Source organism: Enterobacter sp. N5-15, assembly GCF_057221635.1.
This window is the reverse complement of record NZ_CM170150.1, coordinates 2,212,540-2,229,227: the sequence shown is the minus strand read 5'-3', so window position 1 is coordinate 2,229,227 and position 16,688 is coordinate 2,212,540. Positions and strand designations below refer to the sequence as shown.

General features: G+C 61.1%; 14 protein-coding genes and 1 pseudogene. 3 read left to right on the top strand and 12 right to left on the bottom strand.

Annotated elements, in window-relative coordinates:
- Window positions 1-3: 3 nt before the first annotated feature.
- Window positions 4-939, bottom strand: a complete 936-nt coding sequence (paaX, locus tag AC2TE5_RS10635) for a phenylacetic acid degradation operon negative regulatory protein PaaX (RefSeq protein ID WP_021241337.1) — start codon at window positions 937-939, stop codon at window positions 4-6.
- A 163-nt stretch (window positions 940-1,102) separates the two neighbouring features.
- Here paaX and AC2TE5_RS10630 point away from each other — a divergent pair.
- Window positions 1,103-2,239 (top strand): annotated as a pseudogene (locus AC2TE5_RS10630) (IS481 family transposase); the annotation flags it as partial.
- A gap of 123 nt (window positions 2,240-2,362) precedes the next feature.
- Here the strand turns inward: AC2TE5_RS10630 and paaK are convergent.
- The 11 genes from paaK to paaA are packed head-to-tail and all read right to left on the bottom strand — an operon-like array spanning window position 2,363 to window position 11,871.
- Window positions 2,363-3,679, bottom strand: a complete 1,317-nt coding sequence (gene paaK / locus AC2TE5_RS10625; protein WP_047647866.1) for a phenylacetate--CoA ligase PaaK — start codon at window positions 3,677-3,679, stop codon at window positions 2,363-2,365.
- A 27-nt stretch (window positions 3,680-3,706) separates the two neighbouring features.
- Window positions 3,707-4,912 carry a 3-oxoadipyl-CoA thiolase gene (gene pcaF, locus AC2TE5_RS10620; protein ID WP_484613204.1) on the bottom strand — a complete coding sequence of 402 codons (1,206 nt, stop codon included), beginning with the start codon at window positions 4,910-4,912 and terminating at the stop codon, window positions 3,707-3,709.
- Window positions 4,905-5,333: a hydroxyphenylacetyl-CoA thioesterase PaaI gene (paaI, locus tag AC2TE5_RS10615; protein ID WP_045399003.1), complete on the bottom strand. Its 429-nt coding sequence runs from the start codon at window positions 5,331-5,333 to the stop codon at window positions 4,905-4,907. The genes pcaF and paaI overlap by 8 nt, the downstream gene beginning before the upstream one ends.
- Window positions 5,323-6,747, bottom strand: coding sequence for a 3-hydroxyacyl-CoA dehydrogenase PaaH (gene paaH, locus AC2TE5_RS10610; RefSeq protein ID WP_484613203.1), 1,425 nt, complete (start codon window positions 6,745-6,747; stop codon window positions 5,323-5,325). The genes paaI and paaH overlap by 11 nt, the downstream gene beginning before the upstream one ends.
- A gap of 1 nt (window position 6,748) precedes the next feature.
- Window positions 6,749-7,537 carry a 2-(1,2-epoxy-1,2-dihydrophenyl)acetyl-CoA isomerase PaaG gene (paaG, locus tag AC2TE5_RS10605; protein WP_213329553.1) on the bottom strand — a complete coding sequence of 263 codons (789 nt, stop codon included), beginning with the start codon at window positions 7,535-7,537 and terminating at the stop codon, window positions 6,749-6,751.
- Entirely contained in the window at window positions 7,537-8,304 is a 768-nt protein-coding gene (gene paaF, locus AC2TE5_RS10600; RefSeq protein ID WP_484613202.1) for a 2,3-dehydroadipyl-CoA hydratase PaaF, read from the bottom strand. The genes paaG and paaF overlap by 1 nt, the downstream gene beginning before the upstream one ends.
- On the bottom strand, window positions 8,301-9,371 hold the full coding sequence (gene paaE / locus AC2TE5_RS10595) for a 1,2-phenylacetyl-CoA epoxidase subunit PaaE (protein ID WP_484613201.1): 1,071 nt from the start codon (window positions 9,369-9,371) through the stop codon (window positions 8,301-8,303). Before paaE ends, paaF begins: the two co-directional genes overlap by 4 nt.
- Window positions 9,372-9,378: 7 nt before the next feature.
- Window positions 9,379-9,876: a 1,2-phenylacetyl-CoA epoxidase subunit PaaD gene (gene paaD, locus AC2TE5_RS10590; protein WP_120158057.1), complete on the bottom strand. Its 498-nt coding sequence runs from the start codon at window positions 9,874-9,876 to the stop codon at window positions 9,379-9,381.
- 11 nt (window positions 9,877-9,887) lie between these two features.
- Entirely contained in the window at window positions 9,888-10,634 is a 747-nt protein-coding gene (paaC, locus tag AC2TE5_RS10585) for a 1,2-phenylacetyl-CoA epoxidase subunit PaaC (protein WP_168979381.1), read from the bottom strand.
- Window positions 10,635-10,642: 8 nt separating this feature from the next.
- Window positions 10,643-10,930, bottom strand: coding sequence for a 1,2-phenylacetyl-CoA epoxidase subunit PaaB (paaB, locus tag AC2TE5_RS10580; RefSeq protein ID WP_003857353.1), 288 nt, complete (start codon window positions 10,928-10,930; stop codon window positions 10,643-10,645).
- Between the two features lie 11 nt (window positions 10,931-10,941).
- Window positions 10,942-11,871 carry a 1,2-phenylacetyl-CoA epoxidase subunit PaaA gene (gene paaA / locus AC2TE5_RS10575; protein WP_259467191.1) on the bottom strand — a complete coding sequence of 310 codons (930 nt, stop codon included), beginning with the start codon at window positions 11,869-11,871 and terminating at the stop codon, window positions 10,942-10,944.
- Between the two features lie 284 nt (window positions 11,872-12,155).
- Between paaA and paaZ the strand changes: the two genes are divergently transcribed.
- Together paaZ and tynA are read left to right on the top strand one after the other, a co-directional pair.
- Window positions 12,156-14,195 carry a phenylacetic acid degradation bifunctional protein PaaZ gene (gene paaZ / locus AC2TE5_RS10570; protein WP_484613200.1) on the top strand — a complete coding sequence of 680 codons (2,040 nt, stop codon included), beginning with the start codon at window positions 12,156-12,158 and terminating at the stop codon, window positions 14,193-14,195.
- Window positions 14,196-14,400: 205 nt separating this feature from the next.
- Window positions 14,401-16,677, top strand: coding sequence for a primary-amine oxidase (tynA, locus tag AC2TE5_RS10565; RefSeq protein WP_484613199.1), 2,277 nt, complete (start codon window positions 14,401-14,403; stop codon window positions 16,675-16,677).
- The last annotated feature ends 11 nt before the right edge of the window (window positions 16,678-16,688 follow it).

Sequence of the window (16,688 nt, the reverse complement as noted above, 5' to 3'; positions counted from 1 at the left end):
TCCTTATGCGCTTGTAAGACCACCAAAGCGTTGATAGTAAAGCGTTCCGGGCACGGGCAGTTCGCCCACGGAGGTTTCGCCCTTCTCGCTGACAAACGCCAGCGCCCCCGGCGCGACACGCTGATAGATGTTAATGCAGAGCTGTCGGGCGCTTTGCCCCGCCCAGTGCGCGGGCAGCAACTCTTCCGGCAGCAGCGGGTCTTTCAGCACCACGCGACGATAAAAATGAATCAGCAGCAGCTGGATCTGGAAACAGCGTTCCGGCGTCAGCTCCTCCGGCGCGGCCTCTTTCAGCAGCGGCAGCAGCGGGCGGAACGAATTGATAAAGGACTCGTACATCGCATTTTGCTCGGTTAACTGCCAGCACTCTTCCACCCGTGAACGCAGCGCGGCGCGGGAGAGCGCCAGCGGCGAGTGGGCTTCAAAGAAAATCACGTTTTCCGCCACCCCGGCATCGTGAAGCAGGGACTGCACGTCCGCCAGATGCTGCGACGGCGAGGCCATCAGGCTCGGTGCCAGCGTGCCAAACCCCTGCCAGATCAGCTGTTTTTTGACGTCGGCAAGGGTGGTTTTATCCAGCCCTTCTGAAAGCAGCAATAACCATTTGCCGTCCCAGGCGGGCAGCTCCGCGCGGTAGATCTTATTCTCCGCGCGACGCGTCAGGCGCAGCCCTTTGTCGCTCAGGCGGTAAAAGCTGCGACGCCCGATGCGGGAAACGTCCAGCCAGCCCTCTTTGTTGAGGCGAAACAGCGCGGTGCGCACGAAGCGCTCGCCAAACCCCATGCCTTCCAGCAGGGCGGCCAGGCTGCCGAGCCAAATCTCACCGCCGCGATGGGAAAGCGCGTCACCGTATAACGAGGAGATAAGCGAGGTCCCGCTGACGGGAACGGAGCTGACCGCGTGCTGGATGAAGGCGTCGAGTTTATTCATGTGATTCATTCTGTTGTTATTTTTGTCCTGGATGAATCATAGCATAGGATTCTGGGGTTTCCCCCTCACCCTAACCCTCTCCCTGTACGGTCCGGGGACATAGTGAACACTTGTTCGGGGACATGGTAGACACTTACAACTAAGGCATAAGAACCCGTTTATGGAGTCGCTTATGCCCTGGGATGCGAGAGATACCATGTCATTACGTACCGAGTTTGTTTTGTTCGCCTCGCAGGACGGGGCGAACATTCGTTCCCTCTGCCGTCACTACGGTATTTCACCTGCCACAGGCTACAAGTGGCTTCGCCGCTGGGCTCAGGAAGGTGCCGCCGGCCTTCAGGACCGCCCGCGCATACCGCACCATTCCCCGAACCGCTCATCTGACGACATCACAGCCCTGCTGCGCATGGCGCATGACCGCCATGAGCGCTGGGGCGCACGCAAGATAAAGCGCTGGCTCGAGGACCAGGGGCACCGCATGCCCGCCTTCAGCACCGTCCATAGCCTGATGGCCCGCCATGGTCTGCTGCCGGGCGCTTCACCGGGCATTCCCCCCACGGGACGGTTCGAACATGACGCGCCGAACCGCCTCTGGCAGATGGATTTTAAGGGCCACTTTCCCTTTGGCGGCGGCCGCTGCCATCCGCTCACCCTGCTGGACGACCACTCCCGTTTTTCCCTGTGCCTGGCGCACTGTACCGATGAACGGCGCGAGACCGTGCAGCAGCAGCTGGTCAGCGTGTTTGAGCGTTACGGCCTGCCGGACCGGATGACGATGGACAACGGCTCACCGTGGGGCGACACCACCGGCACCTGGACGGCGCTGGAGCTGTGGCTGATGCGCCACGGTATCCGGGTGGGGCACTCCCGGCCTTATCATCCGCAGACGCAGGGCAAGCTGGAGCGTTTTCACCGCAGCCTGAAGGCGGAAGTACTGCAGGGAAAATGGTTCGCAGACAGCGGTGAGCTGCAGCGCGCCTTCGACCACTGGCGGACGGTCTATAACCTTGAACGCCCGCACGAGGCGCTGGATATGGCGGTACCGGGCTCGCGGTATCAGCCGTCAGCGCGGCAGTACAGCTGCACCACAACGCCCCCGGAATACGACGAGGGCGTGATGGTCAGGAAGGTGGATATCAGCGGAAAGCTGAGCGTGAAAGGGGTAAGTCTGAAGGCAGGCAAGGCGTTCAGGGGAGAACGGGTCGGGCTGAAGGAGATGCAGGAAGACGGCAGCTACGAGGTGTGGTGGTACAGCACGAAAGTGGGGGTGATCGACCTGAAGAAAAAGTCGATCACCATGGGTAAAGGATGATAAAAAGTGTTCACCATGTCCCCGAACACCTGTCTACCATGTCCCCGGACTGTACACTCCCAAAGGGAGAGGGAACTTTTTACACCCTCTCCCTTTGGGAGAGGGCTGGGTGAGGGAAACTCAACCGTTGGCCGCGACTTTACGCAAATCAAACACCCGGCAGGCTTTCCCCTCTGAGCGCGGAATGCTGCCGCAGTTCACGATCGTCACGTCGGTGGAAATCCCCACCATCGACTTAATGCGGTGGCGCAGCTGGTGGCACACCTGACAGCGCTGCTCGTGCGTCAGCGTGAGGCTGCTCTCTTTCAGCTCCACCTTCACGGAAAGTGAATCAAGATGCCCGCGACGGTTCACCTCCAGCTGGTAGTGCGGAGAAAGGTGTTCGAACTTCACGATCTCCTCTTCCAGCTGCGACGGGAAGACGTTGACGCCGCGGATGATCAGCATATCGTCACTGCGGCCGCTGATCCGGTCCATACGACGCATGCTGCGCGCGGTTGCCGGGAGCAGGCGCGTCAGGTCGCGGGTCCGGTAGCGGATCACCGGCAGCGCCTCTTTGGTCAGCGTGGTGAACAGCAGTTCGCCCTGCTGACCGTCATCCAGCGGCGTGCCGTCGTTCGGGTTGACGATCTCCGGGTAGAAGTGATCTTCCCAGATGGTTGGCCCGTCGACGGTTTCGATACACTCCATCGCCACGCCCGGCCCCATCACCTCGGAGAGGCCATAAATATCCAGCGCCGTAATGCCTAAGCGTTTTTCAATTTCGCGACGCATGGCCTGCGTCCACGGCTCGGCGCCGAAGACGCCCACGCGCAGGGAACAGCCGCTGGCATCGCCGCCCATCTGGCGCTCCAGCTCTTCAATCAGGTTAAGGCAGTAGGACGGCGTCACCATGATCATGTCCGGCTGGAAATCACGGATCAGCTGTGCCTGTTTCTCCGTCTGGCCGCCGGACATCGGGATCACCGTCGCGCCTAAACGCTCGGCGCCGTAGTGCGCGCCCAGCCCACCGGTAAACAGGCCATAGCCATACGCCACGTGAATTTTGTCCTTCGCACTGCCGCCCGCCGCGCGCAGGGAGCGGGCCACCAGATTGGCCCAGTTGTCGATATCGCCCTGCGTGTAGCCGACAACCGTCGGTTTGCCGGTGGTGCCGGATGACGCGTGAATACGCACCACTTGCTCCATCGGCACGGCAAAGGTATCGAACGGATAGTTATCCCGCAGGTCCTGCTTGGTGGTGCACGGGAATTTGCGGATATCCGCCAGCTCTTTGAAATCGTCAGGGTGAACGCCCGCGGCGTCAAACTTGCGTTTGTACATCGGCACGTTGTTATAGGCGTGATGCAGCGTCCATTTCAGACGCTCGGTCTGCAGCGCCTGTAACTCGTCAAGGGAGGCCGTTTCAATCGGATCAAGCTTTGTTGTATTTGTCATTGTAGGGTACTCACATTGTTTTTATGCTCAAACACGCTCAAGGATCATGGCAATGCCCTGACCCACACCGATGCACATCGTACACAGCGCGTAGCGCCCGCCGCGTCGGTGCAGTTCGTTGCTCGCGGCCAGCGCCAGTCTGGCACCGCTCATGCCCAGCGGGTGGCCCAGCGCAATCGCGCCACCGTTCGGGTTGACGTGCGCGGCATCATCCGGCAGGCCCAGCTGACGCAGCACGCCCAGCGCCTGCGAGGCGAAAGCTTCGTTAAGCTCGACAACGTCCATATCGTTAATACTGAGTCCGGCGCGCTCCAGCACCTTACGGGTAGCGGGTACCGGGCCAAGCCCCATCAGACGTGGCTCCACGCCTGCCGTCACCATCGCCACGATCCGCGTGCGCGGGACTAACCCCTGCGCCAGCGCCATCTTCTCGCTGGCGACGATCAGCGCCGCAGCGCCGTCGTTGACGCCGGAGGCATTTCCCGCCGTAACCACCCCGTTCTTACGGAACGGCGTTTTCAGACCGGCAAGTTGCTCGAGCGTGGTGTCCGCACGCGGGTGTTCATCCACGCTGAACTCAGTGACCGCCCCTTTTTTGCCCGGCACCAGTACCGGCACAATCTCCTGCGCCAGAATGCCGTTCTGCTGCGCCTGCGCGGTACGCTGCTGGCTGCGCAGCGCGAACGCGTCCTGATCGGCACGGCTGATATTTAACAATTCAGCTACATTCTCTGCCGTTTCCGGCATACTGTCAGTTCCGAATTGCTGATGCATGAGCGGATTCACAAATCGCCAGCCGATGGTGGTATCAAAGATCTCCGCCTGACGCTGAAACGCGGCGGTGGCTTTGCCCATCACAAACGGCGCGCGGGACATGGACTCCACGCCGCCCGCGATCAGCAGGTCGCCATCGCCCGCCTTAATGGCGCGCGCCGCAAAACCAATCGCGTCCAGCCCCGACCCGCACAGGCGGTTAATGGTGGTTCCGGACACCGTCTGCGGCAGCCCGGCGAGCAGGGACGACATGCGCGCTACGTTGCGGTTATCTTCCCCCGCCTGGTTGGCGCAGCCGAAGATCACATCATCGATCTGCTCAATGTCGAGCTGCGGATAGCGGGCCAGCAGCGCGCGCAGCGGCACGGCGCCGAGATCGTCGGCTCGGACTGCGGAAAGCGCGCCGCCGTAGCGCCCCACCGGGGTTCGAACGCCATCACAAATAAATGCGTCACGCATCTGCCTCTCCTGTCACGCTGCCGCCGATGCGGTGAGATTTTCCGCGAAAAAGGGCGACGGTTTTCTGTTGTTGGTTCTGGATTTCAATGTCATACACGCCGGTCAGCTTGCCCTGATGCATCACCCGCGCGGTGGCGGTGAGCGTGTCCCCGGCAAAGCCCGGACGCAGAAAATCAATCGAGCAGCCAGAGGCTACCGCCGCCAGCCCCTGGCTGTTGCAGGCGTAGGCAAAGGCGGTGTCTGCCAGCGAAAAAAGCTGTCCGCCGTGGCAGGTTTTGTGGCCGTTAAGCATCTGCGGGGTGATGGTCATGGTCACCACCGCGTAGCCTTCATCCATGTCGACAATGTCCATCCCCATCGCCTGCGCGCAGGCGTCCCGTTCGTACATCGCGCGGGCGTTATGCCAGGCGTTATGACTCATAGCTACTCTCCAGAAGCGCACGCTGGCGCAGCAGTGAACAGGGGCGATAGCGCTCTTCGCCGTAATGACGCTGCAGGTTCTCCAGCAGCGTCAGCAGCCGCTGCCAGCCCAGACGCTCGCCCCAGGCGATCGGCCCGCTCGGGTAGTTCACGCCCAGGCGCATGGCGGTATCGATGTCCTTCTCGCTGGCGACCCCTTTTTGCAGGGCATCCAGCGCTTCGTTGGCAATCATCGCCAGCGTGCGCCAGACCAGCAGGCCGGGATAATCGGCAATTTGCACCACCCGGTTACCCTGCTGCTGTAGGTAGCGGATGACCTTTTGCGTCGCGGTGTGCGGGTTGCTGGCGGCCGCTGCAATCACCGCCACATCGCGCTCAATGCGGTCCACTACCACCACCGCGCCGTTGAGCCGCAGCGCCAGCGCCTGAGCGGTTTCCCCCTGCGTTTCAATCAGATATACATCATCAATTTCGGTGACACCGTCACGTCTCTTTTCCACGCGCATCGGGCTGTAGCTGTCGTTAACGGCTGGCACCCACCGCACCTCGGGTTTGTCACCCTGCCAGTCGTAGACGCCCTTCCCGCTCTTTTTACCCAGCCTTCCTGCCAGCACCAGCTCCTGCTGCACCAGCGAAGGCAGAAAACGACGCTCCTGCCAGAAGGCGTTAAACACCGAGCAGGTCACCGCGAAATTCACGTCCTGACCAATCATGTCGGTCAGCTCCAGCGGCCCCATCGGGAAACCGCCGCCTTCGCGCAGGGCGGCATCAATCACCTCCGGCGGCGCGACCTGCTCTTCCAGCGCGCGCCAGGCTTCGGAATAGAACGGACGGGCGACGCGGTTGACGATGAACCCCGGCGTTGACTGGCAGCGAACGGGCTGTTTGCCCCAGTTCAGCGCCAGCTCGCACAGCGCGTCTGCCACTTCCGGAGAGGTCGCCAGCCCGCTGACCACCTCCACCAGCTTCATGACCGGCGCCGGATTAAAGAAGTGCAGCCCTGCGACGCGCTCCGGGTGGCGGATGTCCGCCGCAATCGCCGTGACGGAGATGGAAGAGGTATTGCTGGTCAACACCGTCTGCGGCGGGCAGATCTCAGCCAGCTGTGCAAACAGCGCCTTTTTCACTTCCAGACGCTCGGAGGCCGCTTCAATGACCAGATCGGCCGCGGAGAGCGCCTTGATATCCGTGACCGGAACCAGCCGGGCGAGGATCTGGCTCCCGGCATCGGCGGAGAGCTTTCCGCGCGTCACCCGGGAGGCCAGACGCTGGCGGATCCCGTCGATGGCACGCGATATCGCATCGCTGGAGATGTCGTAGATCAGAACCTGATGACCATGGCTGGCGGCGACTTCGGCAATCCCTGCGCCCATCGTGCCGCTGCCAATCACGGCGACAGTGCGTATGTTCAGCATCTTATTTCCCCGTAAAGTTCGGCGCGCGCTTCGCCAGGAAGGCGCTTACGCCCTCGCGGTAATCGTCGCTGCGTCCGGCCAGGCGCTGATAGTCGCGCTCCAGATCGAGCTGGGCGTCCAGGGTGTTGGTTTCCGCAGCATTGATGGCCTGCTTGATCAGACCCAGCCCGAAGGTCGGCTGAGAGGCAAAATGCAGCGCCATCTGCTGCGCCGTAGTGGAGAGCTGTTCGTCATCCACCACCTGCCAGATCATTCCCCACGCCTGCGCCTGTTCGGCGCTGAGTTTGTCGCCGAGCAGCGCCAGCCCCATGGCGCGGGCGCGTCCGGCCACGCGCGGCAGCAGCCAGGTGCCGCCGCAGTCCGGCACCAGGCCGAGCTTGCTGAAGGCCATCACGAAGTTGGCCGAACGCGCGGCAATGACCATGTCACACCCCAGCGCCAGCGTGGCCCCCGCGCCGGCCGCCACGCCGTTAACGGCACAAATGACCGGTTTCGGCAGCTTTGCCAGGCGGCGCACCAGCGGGTTATAGAAAGTTTCAACGGACATCCCCAGATCCGGCGCCGGGCCGCTGGGGTCGACGTTGCGGTCGTTCAGATCCTGACCGGCACAGAAACCACGTCCCGCCCCGGTGATCAGCAGGCAGCGGATAGCGTCATCACGCTCGGCCTGCTTCAGGCATTCGGCAAGCTGCTGATGCATCACGTCGTTAAAGCTGTTCAGACGCTCCGGACGGTTCAGCGTAATGGTCATTACGCCCTGCTCAACATGACTGAGAATAAATTCCACAATTAGCGTCCTTTAAAGTCGGGGGTGCGTTTTTGTAAGAAGGCGTCGATGCCTTCCCGGCGGTCTTCGGTGGCAGAAAGCAGCGTAAACAGCTGGCGCTCCTGCGCGAGCCCGGCCTGGAGCGGCACCTCCTGAGACTGGCGCAGCGCCTGTTTCGCCGCCTGCAGCGCCAGCGGAGAGTGGCGCGCCATCAGCACCGCCTGCTTCAGGGCATACTCCAGCGTCAGCGCTGGCGGGAAAACATCGCTGACCAGCCCCGCGCTCAGCGCCTGCTGCGCGGAAATACTCTCGCCGGTCAGCACCATTTTGCTGGCAAGGGATTTACCGACGCTGCGGATAAGACGCTGGGTGCCGCCCGCGCCGGGCATAATGCCCAGCGTGATTTCCGGCAGACCAAAGCGGGCGTTATCGCCAGCAACGACCACGTCGCACAGCAGCGCCAGCTCGCAGCCTGCGCCCAGCGCGAAGCCGTTCACGGCGGCGATCAGCGGTTTGGTAAACGCGTTAATGCGCGCCCACAGCTGCGGGCGGATATCGTTCAGGGTGGCGGGCAGGTCTTTCTCCGCCATTTCGTTGAGATCGGCCCCGGCGGCAAAGCAGCGCTCGCTGCCGTAAATCACGCAGACGGCGATGTCGGCATCCACGGCGGCGGCCTCAAGCTGCTCAGCAAGCTGCGTCAACAGCGCATTGTTGAGGGCGTTGCGCGCCGCCGGACGGTTCAGCGTCAGCTGCAGCACGCGTTCATGACGGATAACAATCAGTTCGCTCATGCCATCCCCTTCGCGTCGAAGTCGACAATCACGTCGGCGGTTAACGGCAGCGACTGGCAGCTCAGCACGTACCCGGCGGCCAGCTCGTCCGGCTCCAGGCTGTAGTTGGTCGCCATGTCCACCTTTCCGCGCAGTACTTTGCATTTACAGGTGGCGCACACGCCGCCCTTGCAGGCATACGGCAGATCCGCCCCCTGGCGCAGGGCGGCATCCAGGATGCTTTCGTCGTCCGCCGTCAGGGTGATTTCGCGGTCGCGCCCGTCCTGGCGGACGGTCACTTTCTGCCCTTCCGCCTGTACGTGCACCGCGCGTTTAGCGGAGATCCCCGGGGTGTTAAAGCGCTCAAGGTGAATCGCTTTGTCCGGCATCCCCAGCGACTTCAGCGCGGCTTCGGCGTCGTCCATCATCGCCGACGGGCCGCAGATAAACGCCTCGTCGTACTGGCGGAAGTTGATCAGGGTTTTCGCCAGCGCCTGCAGCTTTTCCCCGTCGATGCGGCCAAAGAGCAGATCGCTGTCCAGCCGCTCCTGGCTGAAGATGGAGACCAGCTGCAGCCGCTGCGGGTACTTGTCCTTCAGGTCCGCCAGCGCCTGGCGGAACATCATGCTCTGGCTGCTGCGGTTGCCGTAGATCAGGGTGAAATGGCTGTTGGGTTCGGTCGCCAGCGTAGCGGAGATAATCGCCAGCATCGGGGTGATCCCGGATCCTGCCGCAATCGACAGATAGTGGCCTTCACGTTCAGCCTGCGGCTGGTAGCCAAACTGCCCCTGAGGAACCATCACCTCCAGGGCCATACCCGCTTTGATCTCATCCCGGGCGTAGCGGGAAAATCGCCCGCCGTCGATGGCTTTGACCGCCACGCTGATCTCGCCCGGGGCGGTACTCCGGCAGATGGAATAGCAGCGGCGCAGCTCGTCCCCGTCAAGCTTCGTTTTTAACGTCAGGTGCTGGCCGGGGCGGAAGCGGTAGGCGTCCTGCAGCGCCTGCGGCACCGCGAACGTGATGGTCACCGCGTCGCGGGTTTCGGGTTCCACTTTTGCCACTGTTAATGAATGAAACGTTGTCATGGCAGCCTCAAATACATTTGAAATAGTCGAAGGGCTCGCGGCAGGTATTGCAGCGGTAGAGCGCTTTGCAGGCCGTCGAGCCAAATTCACTGATAAGCGAGGTATCGGTGCTGGCGCAGCGCGGGCAGCTCACCTCCAAAGGCGCGTGCGCGTGACAGCTATGCCCTACGGGCGGACTGATGCCGTACGCCCGCAGGCGCTCGCGCGCGTCGGCGGTCATCCAGTCGGTGGTCCAGGCGGGGTCAAGCTGGAGCACAATGTGCACCGGGGTAAAGCCGTGAGCGGTCATCGCATCGCGGATCGCTCCCAGCAGGTGTTCCGTTGCCGGGCAGCCCGAGTAGGTTGGCGTGAAGCCAATGACCCAGCCTTCCCCCTGCGCCTTCACGCTGCGCACCATGCCTAAATCGGTGATGGTTAACACCGGCACTTCCGGATCGGGGATCTGGCTTAACAGCGACCAGATCTGCGGGATTTGCGCGGGCGCGATGTCGACGAGGCGTTGCATAGCGTTCTCCTTTACCACTGCTGACCGGGATACGCGCGCTGGAGATACTGCATTTCCGCCAGCATCGGGCCCAGATGTTCGGTATGCAGCCCCCTCTTGCCACCGGTGCGGTACGCCACCTCTGCGGGCACCTGCAGGCAGGCTTCATTCAGACCGGCATACACTTCACTTTCCCACGGCTGGCGCAGGAGGCGCGGGTCAACCGCCACGCCGGACTCAATCAATTCCAGTTCCACGTCATCGGCTTCAAACAGCTCCGCCGTAAAACGCCACAGGCCGTCGATGGCCTGCTGCATCTTTTGCGCGGACGTTTCGGTCCCGTCGCCCAGACGCACCAGCCAGCCGCGGCTGAAGCGCAGGTGGTAGCGCGCCTCTTTAATCGCTTTGGCGGCGATGGCGGCAAGCTGGCCGTCGCTGCTTTGGGTCAGGCGTTCGTACAGCGCCACGTTCCAGGCATCCATCAGGTACTGGCGGGCAATCGTGTCGGCGAAGCTGCCGTTCGGCTGCTCCACCAGCAGGACGTTGCGGAACTGACGCTCGTCGCGGCCAAACGCCAGCGTGTCTTCATCGCCCTGACCTTCCCGTTCCGCGGCATAGGTCAGGAAATTTCGCGCCTGGCCCAGCAGGTCGAGACCGATATTGGCGAGCGCGAGGTCAATTTCCAGCTCCGGCGCGTGGCCGCACCAGGCGCCGAGACGCTGGGAGAGCACCAGACCGTTGTCGCCCAGACGCAGGGCATAGGCAGTCACTGAATTCATTCTTTGCCTCACATATGCTCGATGCCGTCAGGGATGGTGTAGAACGTCGGATGGCGATAAACCTTGCTTTCCGCCGGGTCGAAGAACTCACCGCTCTCTTCCGGCTGGGAGGCGACAATCTCGCTCGCCTTAACCACCCAGATAGAACACCCTTCGCTGCGGCGGGTGTAGGCATCACGCGCATTTTCCAGCGCCATGCGATCGTCGGCGGCATGCAGACTGCCCACGTGACGGTGGGATAACCCTTGTTTGCTGCGTACGAACACTTCGTACAGCGGCCAGTAGACATTGCTCATCGTGATTCCTCTTAAGCCACTTTGCGGGCGTGTTGTTTTTCCGCGTGCGCCAGTGCGGCCTCCCGCACCCACGCCCCCTCTTCCCAGGCTTTACGTTTGGCGGCCAGGCGTTCGTGGTTGCAGATGCCGCGCCCGTTAATGACCTCGTCAAACTCCTGCCAGTCGATCTCGCCGAAGCGGTAATGACCGCTCTCTTCATCCAAACGCAGGTCGGGATCCGGCACCGTCATGCCCAGCATCTCCACCTGCGGCACCGTGTTGTCGACAAAGCGCTGGCGAAGTTCGTCATTGCCGAAACGTTTGATTTTCCAGGCCAGACTGCGGGCGCTGTTCGGCGAGTTGTCGTCGTTCGGCCCGAACATCATCAGCGCGGGCCACCAGAAGCGGTTGATGGCGTCCTGCAGCATCTGGCGCTGGGCTTCGCTGCCCTGCGCCAGCGCCATGCAGGCCTCAAAGCCCTGGCGCTGGTGGAAGCTCTCTTCTTTACAGATTTTCACCATCGCGCGGGCATACGGACCGTAGGAGGTCCGGCATAGCGCCACCTGGTTGACGATAGCGGCGCCGTCAACCAGCCAGCCGATCACGCCGATATCGGCCCAGCTCAGGGTCGGATAGTTGAAGATGGAGGAGTATTTCATCCTGCCGTCGAGCATCTTCTGGTAGATGTCTTCCCGCGCGCAGCCCAGCGTTTCCGCCGCGCTGTAGAGGTAGAGCCCGTGCCCGGCTTCGTCCTGCACTTTCGCCAGCAGGATCGCTTTTCGGCGCAGCGTCGGCGCGCGGGCGATCCAGTTCCCCTCCGGCAGCATGCCGACAATTTCGGAGTGCGCATGCTGACCAATCTGACGGATCAACGTCTTACGGTAGGCGTCAGGCATCCAGTCCTGAGGCTCAATCGCCGTCTCCTGCGCTATGCGCTGCTCAAACCGTTGTTCTTGCGTCACGTCATCACCTTTATGATTCGTTAGTTTGCAAATTAAAGCGTAATGTTGAATCACTTTGTTTTTTAAAAGTTACACAAAGGTTAAATATAACCCCAAGAATTGTTTCCTGGTTTTGTGATGTTGCTCGCAAGGCTTTTGCTGCACGCCCTCTGAACAGTCGCTTTGCGCGCTGCAATTCATAAGACCGGATCACAATGTTAACAATTCATTAAAACTCAGCTTGATTTTTATGATTCATGATTAAACTATTAATGAGTAAATTACGTAACATTTGGAGATAAGCGATGCAGCAGTTAGCCAGCTTCGTGTCCGGTACCTGGCAGTCTGGCCGGGGCCGCGAACGCACTATTTATCACGCCGTCAGTGGCGAAGCGCTGTGGAGCGTGACCAGCGAAGGGCTGGACATGGCGGCCGCCCGTCGCTATGCGATTGCGCGCGGCGGTGAAGCGCTTCACGAGATGACCTTTATCGAACGTGCGGCCATGCTGAAGGCGGTGGCAAAGCACCTGCTTAGCGAGAAAGAGACGTTTTATGCCCTGTCGGCCCAGACGGGCGCGACGAAGGCGGACAGCTGGGTAGATATTGAAGGCGGCATCGGCACCCTCTTCACTTACGCCAGCCTGGGCAGCCGCGAGCTGCCGGATGACACGCTGTGGCCGGAAGACGAGTTAATCCCGCTGTCGAAAGAAGGCGGCTTTGCGGCGCGCCACGTCCTGACCTCCAAATCCGGGGTGGCGGTGCACATCAACGCCTTTAACTTCCCCTGCTGGGGGATGCTGGAAAAGCTGGCGCCGACCTGGCTTGCCGGGATGCCCGCCATCATTAAACCCGCTACCGCTACCGCGCAGGTGACGCAGGCGATGGTGAAATCCATCGTGGACAGCGGACTGGTGCCGGACGGTGCCATCAGCCTGATCTGCGGCGGCGCGGGGGATCTCCTTGACCAGCTCGACAGCCAGGACGTGGTGACCTTTACCGGCTCCGCCAGTACAGGGCAAAGCCTGCGCGTGCACCCGAATATTGTGGCGAATTCGATTCCGTTCACCATGGAAGCTGACTCCCTGAACTGCTGCGTGCTGGGGGAGGACGTCACGCCGGAACAGCCGGAATTTGCCCTGTTCATCCGGGAAGTGGTCCGCGAGATGACCGCTAAGGCCGGGCAAAAATGTACGGCCATTCGCCGGATTATCGTCCCGCAAAACCAGATTGACGCCGTGAGCCAGGCGCTGATTGCCCGCCTGGAAAAGGTGGTGGTGGGCGACCCGGCGCAGGAAGGGGTGAAGATGGGTGCGCTGGTCAACGCCGAACAGCGCGCGGACGTGCAGGAGAAAGTGGAGCAACTGATCGCCGCAGGCTGCCAGATCCGTCTGGGTGGCAAAGCGGATATGCAGGCCGCGGGCGCGTTCTTCCCGCCGACCCTGCTGTTCTGCCCGCAGCCGGATGAGACCCCGGCTGTCCACGCGACCGAAGCCTTCGGCCCGGTGGCAACGCTGATGCCGTATCGCAACGCACGCCACGCGATGCAGCTTGCCCGCGCGGGCGGCGGCAGCCTGGCGGGTACGCTGGTCACCGCAGACCAGGACATTGCCCGCCAGTTTATTGCCGGTGCGGCGCGCGCCCACGGGCGTATTCAGATCCTTAATGAGGAATCATCAAAAGAGTCTACCGGCCACGGCTCCCCGCTTCCTCAGCTGGTGCACGGTGGCCCGGGCCGTGCGGGCGGCGGCGAAGAGCTGGGCGGCCTGCGCGCGGTGAAGCACTACCTGCAGCGCACCGCGATTCAGGGCAGTCCGACGATGCTGGCGGCCATTGGCAAACAGTGGGTGCGTGGCGCAACGGTGCAGGAAGATCGCGTGCATCCGTTCCGCAAATACTTTGAGGAGCTACAGCCGGGCGACAGCCTGCTGACGCCGCGCCGCACCCTCACGGAAGCAGACATTGTGAACTTTGCCTGCCTGAGCGGCGACCATTTCTATGCCCATATGGATAAGATCGGCGCGGCAGAGTCGATCTTCGGCGAGCGCGTGGTGCACGGCTACTTCCTGATCTCCGCCGCAGCGGGGCTGTTTGTAGATGCGGGCGTCGGGCCAGTTATTGCTAACTACGGCATGGAGAACCTGCGCTTTATCGAGCCGGTTAAACCGGGCGATACCATACAGGTGCGTCTGACCTGCAAACGTAAAACGCTGAAGAAACAGCGTACCGCCGAGGAAAAACCGACCGGCGTGGTGGAATGGGCGGTTGAGATCTTCAACCAGCACCAGCAGGCCGTGGCGCTCTACTCCATTCTGACGCTGGTGGCGCGCCAGCGGGGCGATTTCTGACACCTTCCCTTCACCGCCTTTCTTGCCGGGTGGCGCGATGCTTACCCGGCCTACGATGATCTGCCGAGGTGTGACGCCGCTCCGCTCTTTTTTTAACCTGGCAAGACTGACAAATAACCTGGCAGATGCAGGCAAACGCTTTTCTCATGGGCCTGTCAGGATAAGGCTGTCACAACACAATAAACACAACAAGATGAGGTCTACGATGGGAAGCAATTCTTCTTTTTCTGCCCGTAGAACGGCGCTGGCCATGGCCGTTGCGCTGTGTTGCGCCTGGCAATCCCCTGTTTTCGCCCACGGCAGCGAGGCGCATATGGTCCCGATGGACAAAACGCTGCAGGACTTTGGCGCGGACGTTCAGTGGGATGATTACGCACAGATGTTCACCATTGCGAAAGACGGTGCCTTTGTGAAGGTCAAACCGGGCGCAAAAACCGCCATCGTCAACGGTAAAACCCTCAAGCTCGAGGTGCCGGTGGTGATGAAAGGCAAGAAAGCCTTTATTTCCGATACCTTCATCAACGATGTTTTCCAGTCTGGCCTCGATCGGACCTTCCTGGTTGAAAAACGCCCTCACCCGTTAAACGCGCTAACGGCGGACGAAATTAAGCAGGCCGTTGAGATAGTCAAAGCCTCGGCGGACTTTAAACCAAATACCCGCTTTACCCAGATTGCCCTTGCAGAGCCTGAAAAAGCCAAAGTGTGGGACTTTGTGCTCAACGGTACGGCAGTGGATGCCCCTCGCCAGGCGAAGATCGTCATGCTCGATGGAAAGCACGTTATCGAAAGCGTGGTGGACCTGAAGGATAAAAAAATCCTGCGCTGGGAACCGGTGAAAGACGCGCACGGCATGGTGCTGCTGGATGATTTCACCGCGGTTCAGCAGATTATCAACGAGAGCACAGAGTTCGCCGAGGTGCTTAAAAAACACGGCATCACCGACCCGAAAAAAGTGATTACCACGCCGCTGACCGTCGGCTATTTCGACGGTAAAGACGGCCTGAAGCAGGAAGATCGCCTGCTGAAGGTAGTGAGCTATCTGGATGTCGGCGACGGCAACTACTGGGCGCACCCGATTGAGAACCTGGTCGCGGTTGTCGATCTTGAGCAGAAGAAAATTCAGAAGATCGAAGAAGGCCCGGTCATCCCGGTTCCGCTCGCCCCGCGCCCGTATGACGGCCGCGACCGGGTAGAAACGGTGAAGAAACCCCTGGAGATCGTCGAACCGGAAGGCAAGAACTACACCATCACCGGGGATATGGTGCACTGGCAGAACTGGGATTTCCACCTGAGCCTGGACTCCCGCGTCGGCCCGATGATTTCAACCGTTACTTATAACGCCAACGGCAAAAAGCGCCAGATTATGTATCAGGGGTCGCTCGGCGGCATGATCGTCCCTTATGGCGATCCGGACGTGGGCTGGTACTTTAAAGCCTATCTCGACTCCGGCGACTACGGTATGGGCACCCTGACCTCACCGCTGGTACGCGGTAAAGACGTGCCGTCCAACGCCGTGATGCTCAATGAAACCATCCCGGATTACACCGGCGCGCCGATGGAGATCCCGCGCGCGATCGCCATTTTTGAGCGCTACGCGGGGCCGGAATATAAACATCAGGAGATGGGCCAGCCAAACGTCAGCGCCGAGCGCCGCGAGCTGGTGGTGCGCTGGGTGAGTACCGTGGGCAACTACGATTACATCTTCGACTGGGTGTTCCATGAAAATGGCACCATCGGCATTGATGCCGGCGCGACGGGTATCGAAGCGGTGAAAGGCGTGCAGGCGAAAACCATGCACGACGCCACCGCCAAAGACGACACAAAATACGGCACGCTGATCGACCATAACATCGTGGGCACCACCCACCAGCACATCTACAACTTCCGTCTTGATATGGACGTGGACGGCATCAACAACAAGCTGGTGGCCATGGATCCGGAAGTGAAGCCGAATACCGCCGGTGGCCCGCGCACCAGCACCATGCAGATCAATCAGTACGATATTGATACCGAGCAGCAGGCGGCGCAGAAATTCGACCCGGGCACCATTCGACTGCTGAGCAACACAAGTAAAGAGAACCGCATGGGCAACCCGGTCTCATACCAGATTATCCCTTACGCGGGCGGTACGCACCCGGTGGCAACCGGCGCGAAATTTGCCCCGGACGAGTGGATCTACCATCGACTCAGCTTTATGGACAAACAGCTTTGGGTGACCCGTTACCATCCGGATGAACTTTACCCGGAAGGAAAATTCCCGAACCGCTCCATCCACGACACGGGCCTGGGGCAGTACAGCAAGGATAATGAGTCGCTGAACGGTCAGGATGACGTGGTCTGGATGACCACCGGCACCACCCACGTCGCCCGCGCGGAGGAGTGGCCGATCATGCCGACGGAATGGGTGCATACCCTGCTTAAACCGTGGAACTTCTTCGACGAGACGCCAACGCTCGGGAAAAAGAAAGACGTACAGAAATAAATAACGCACCG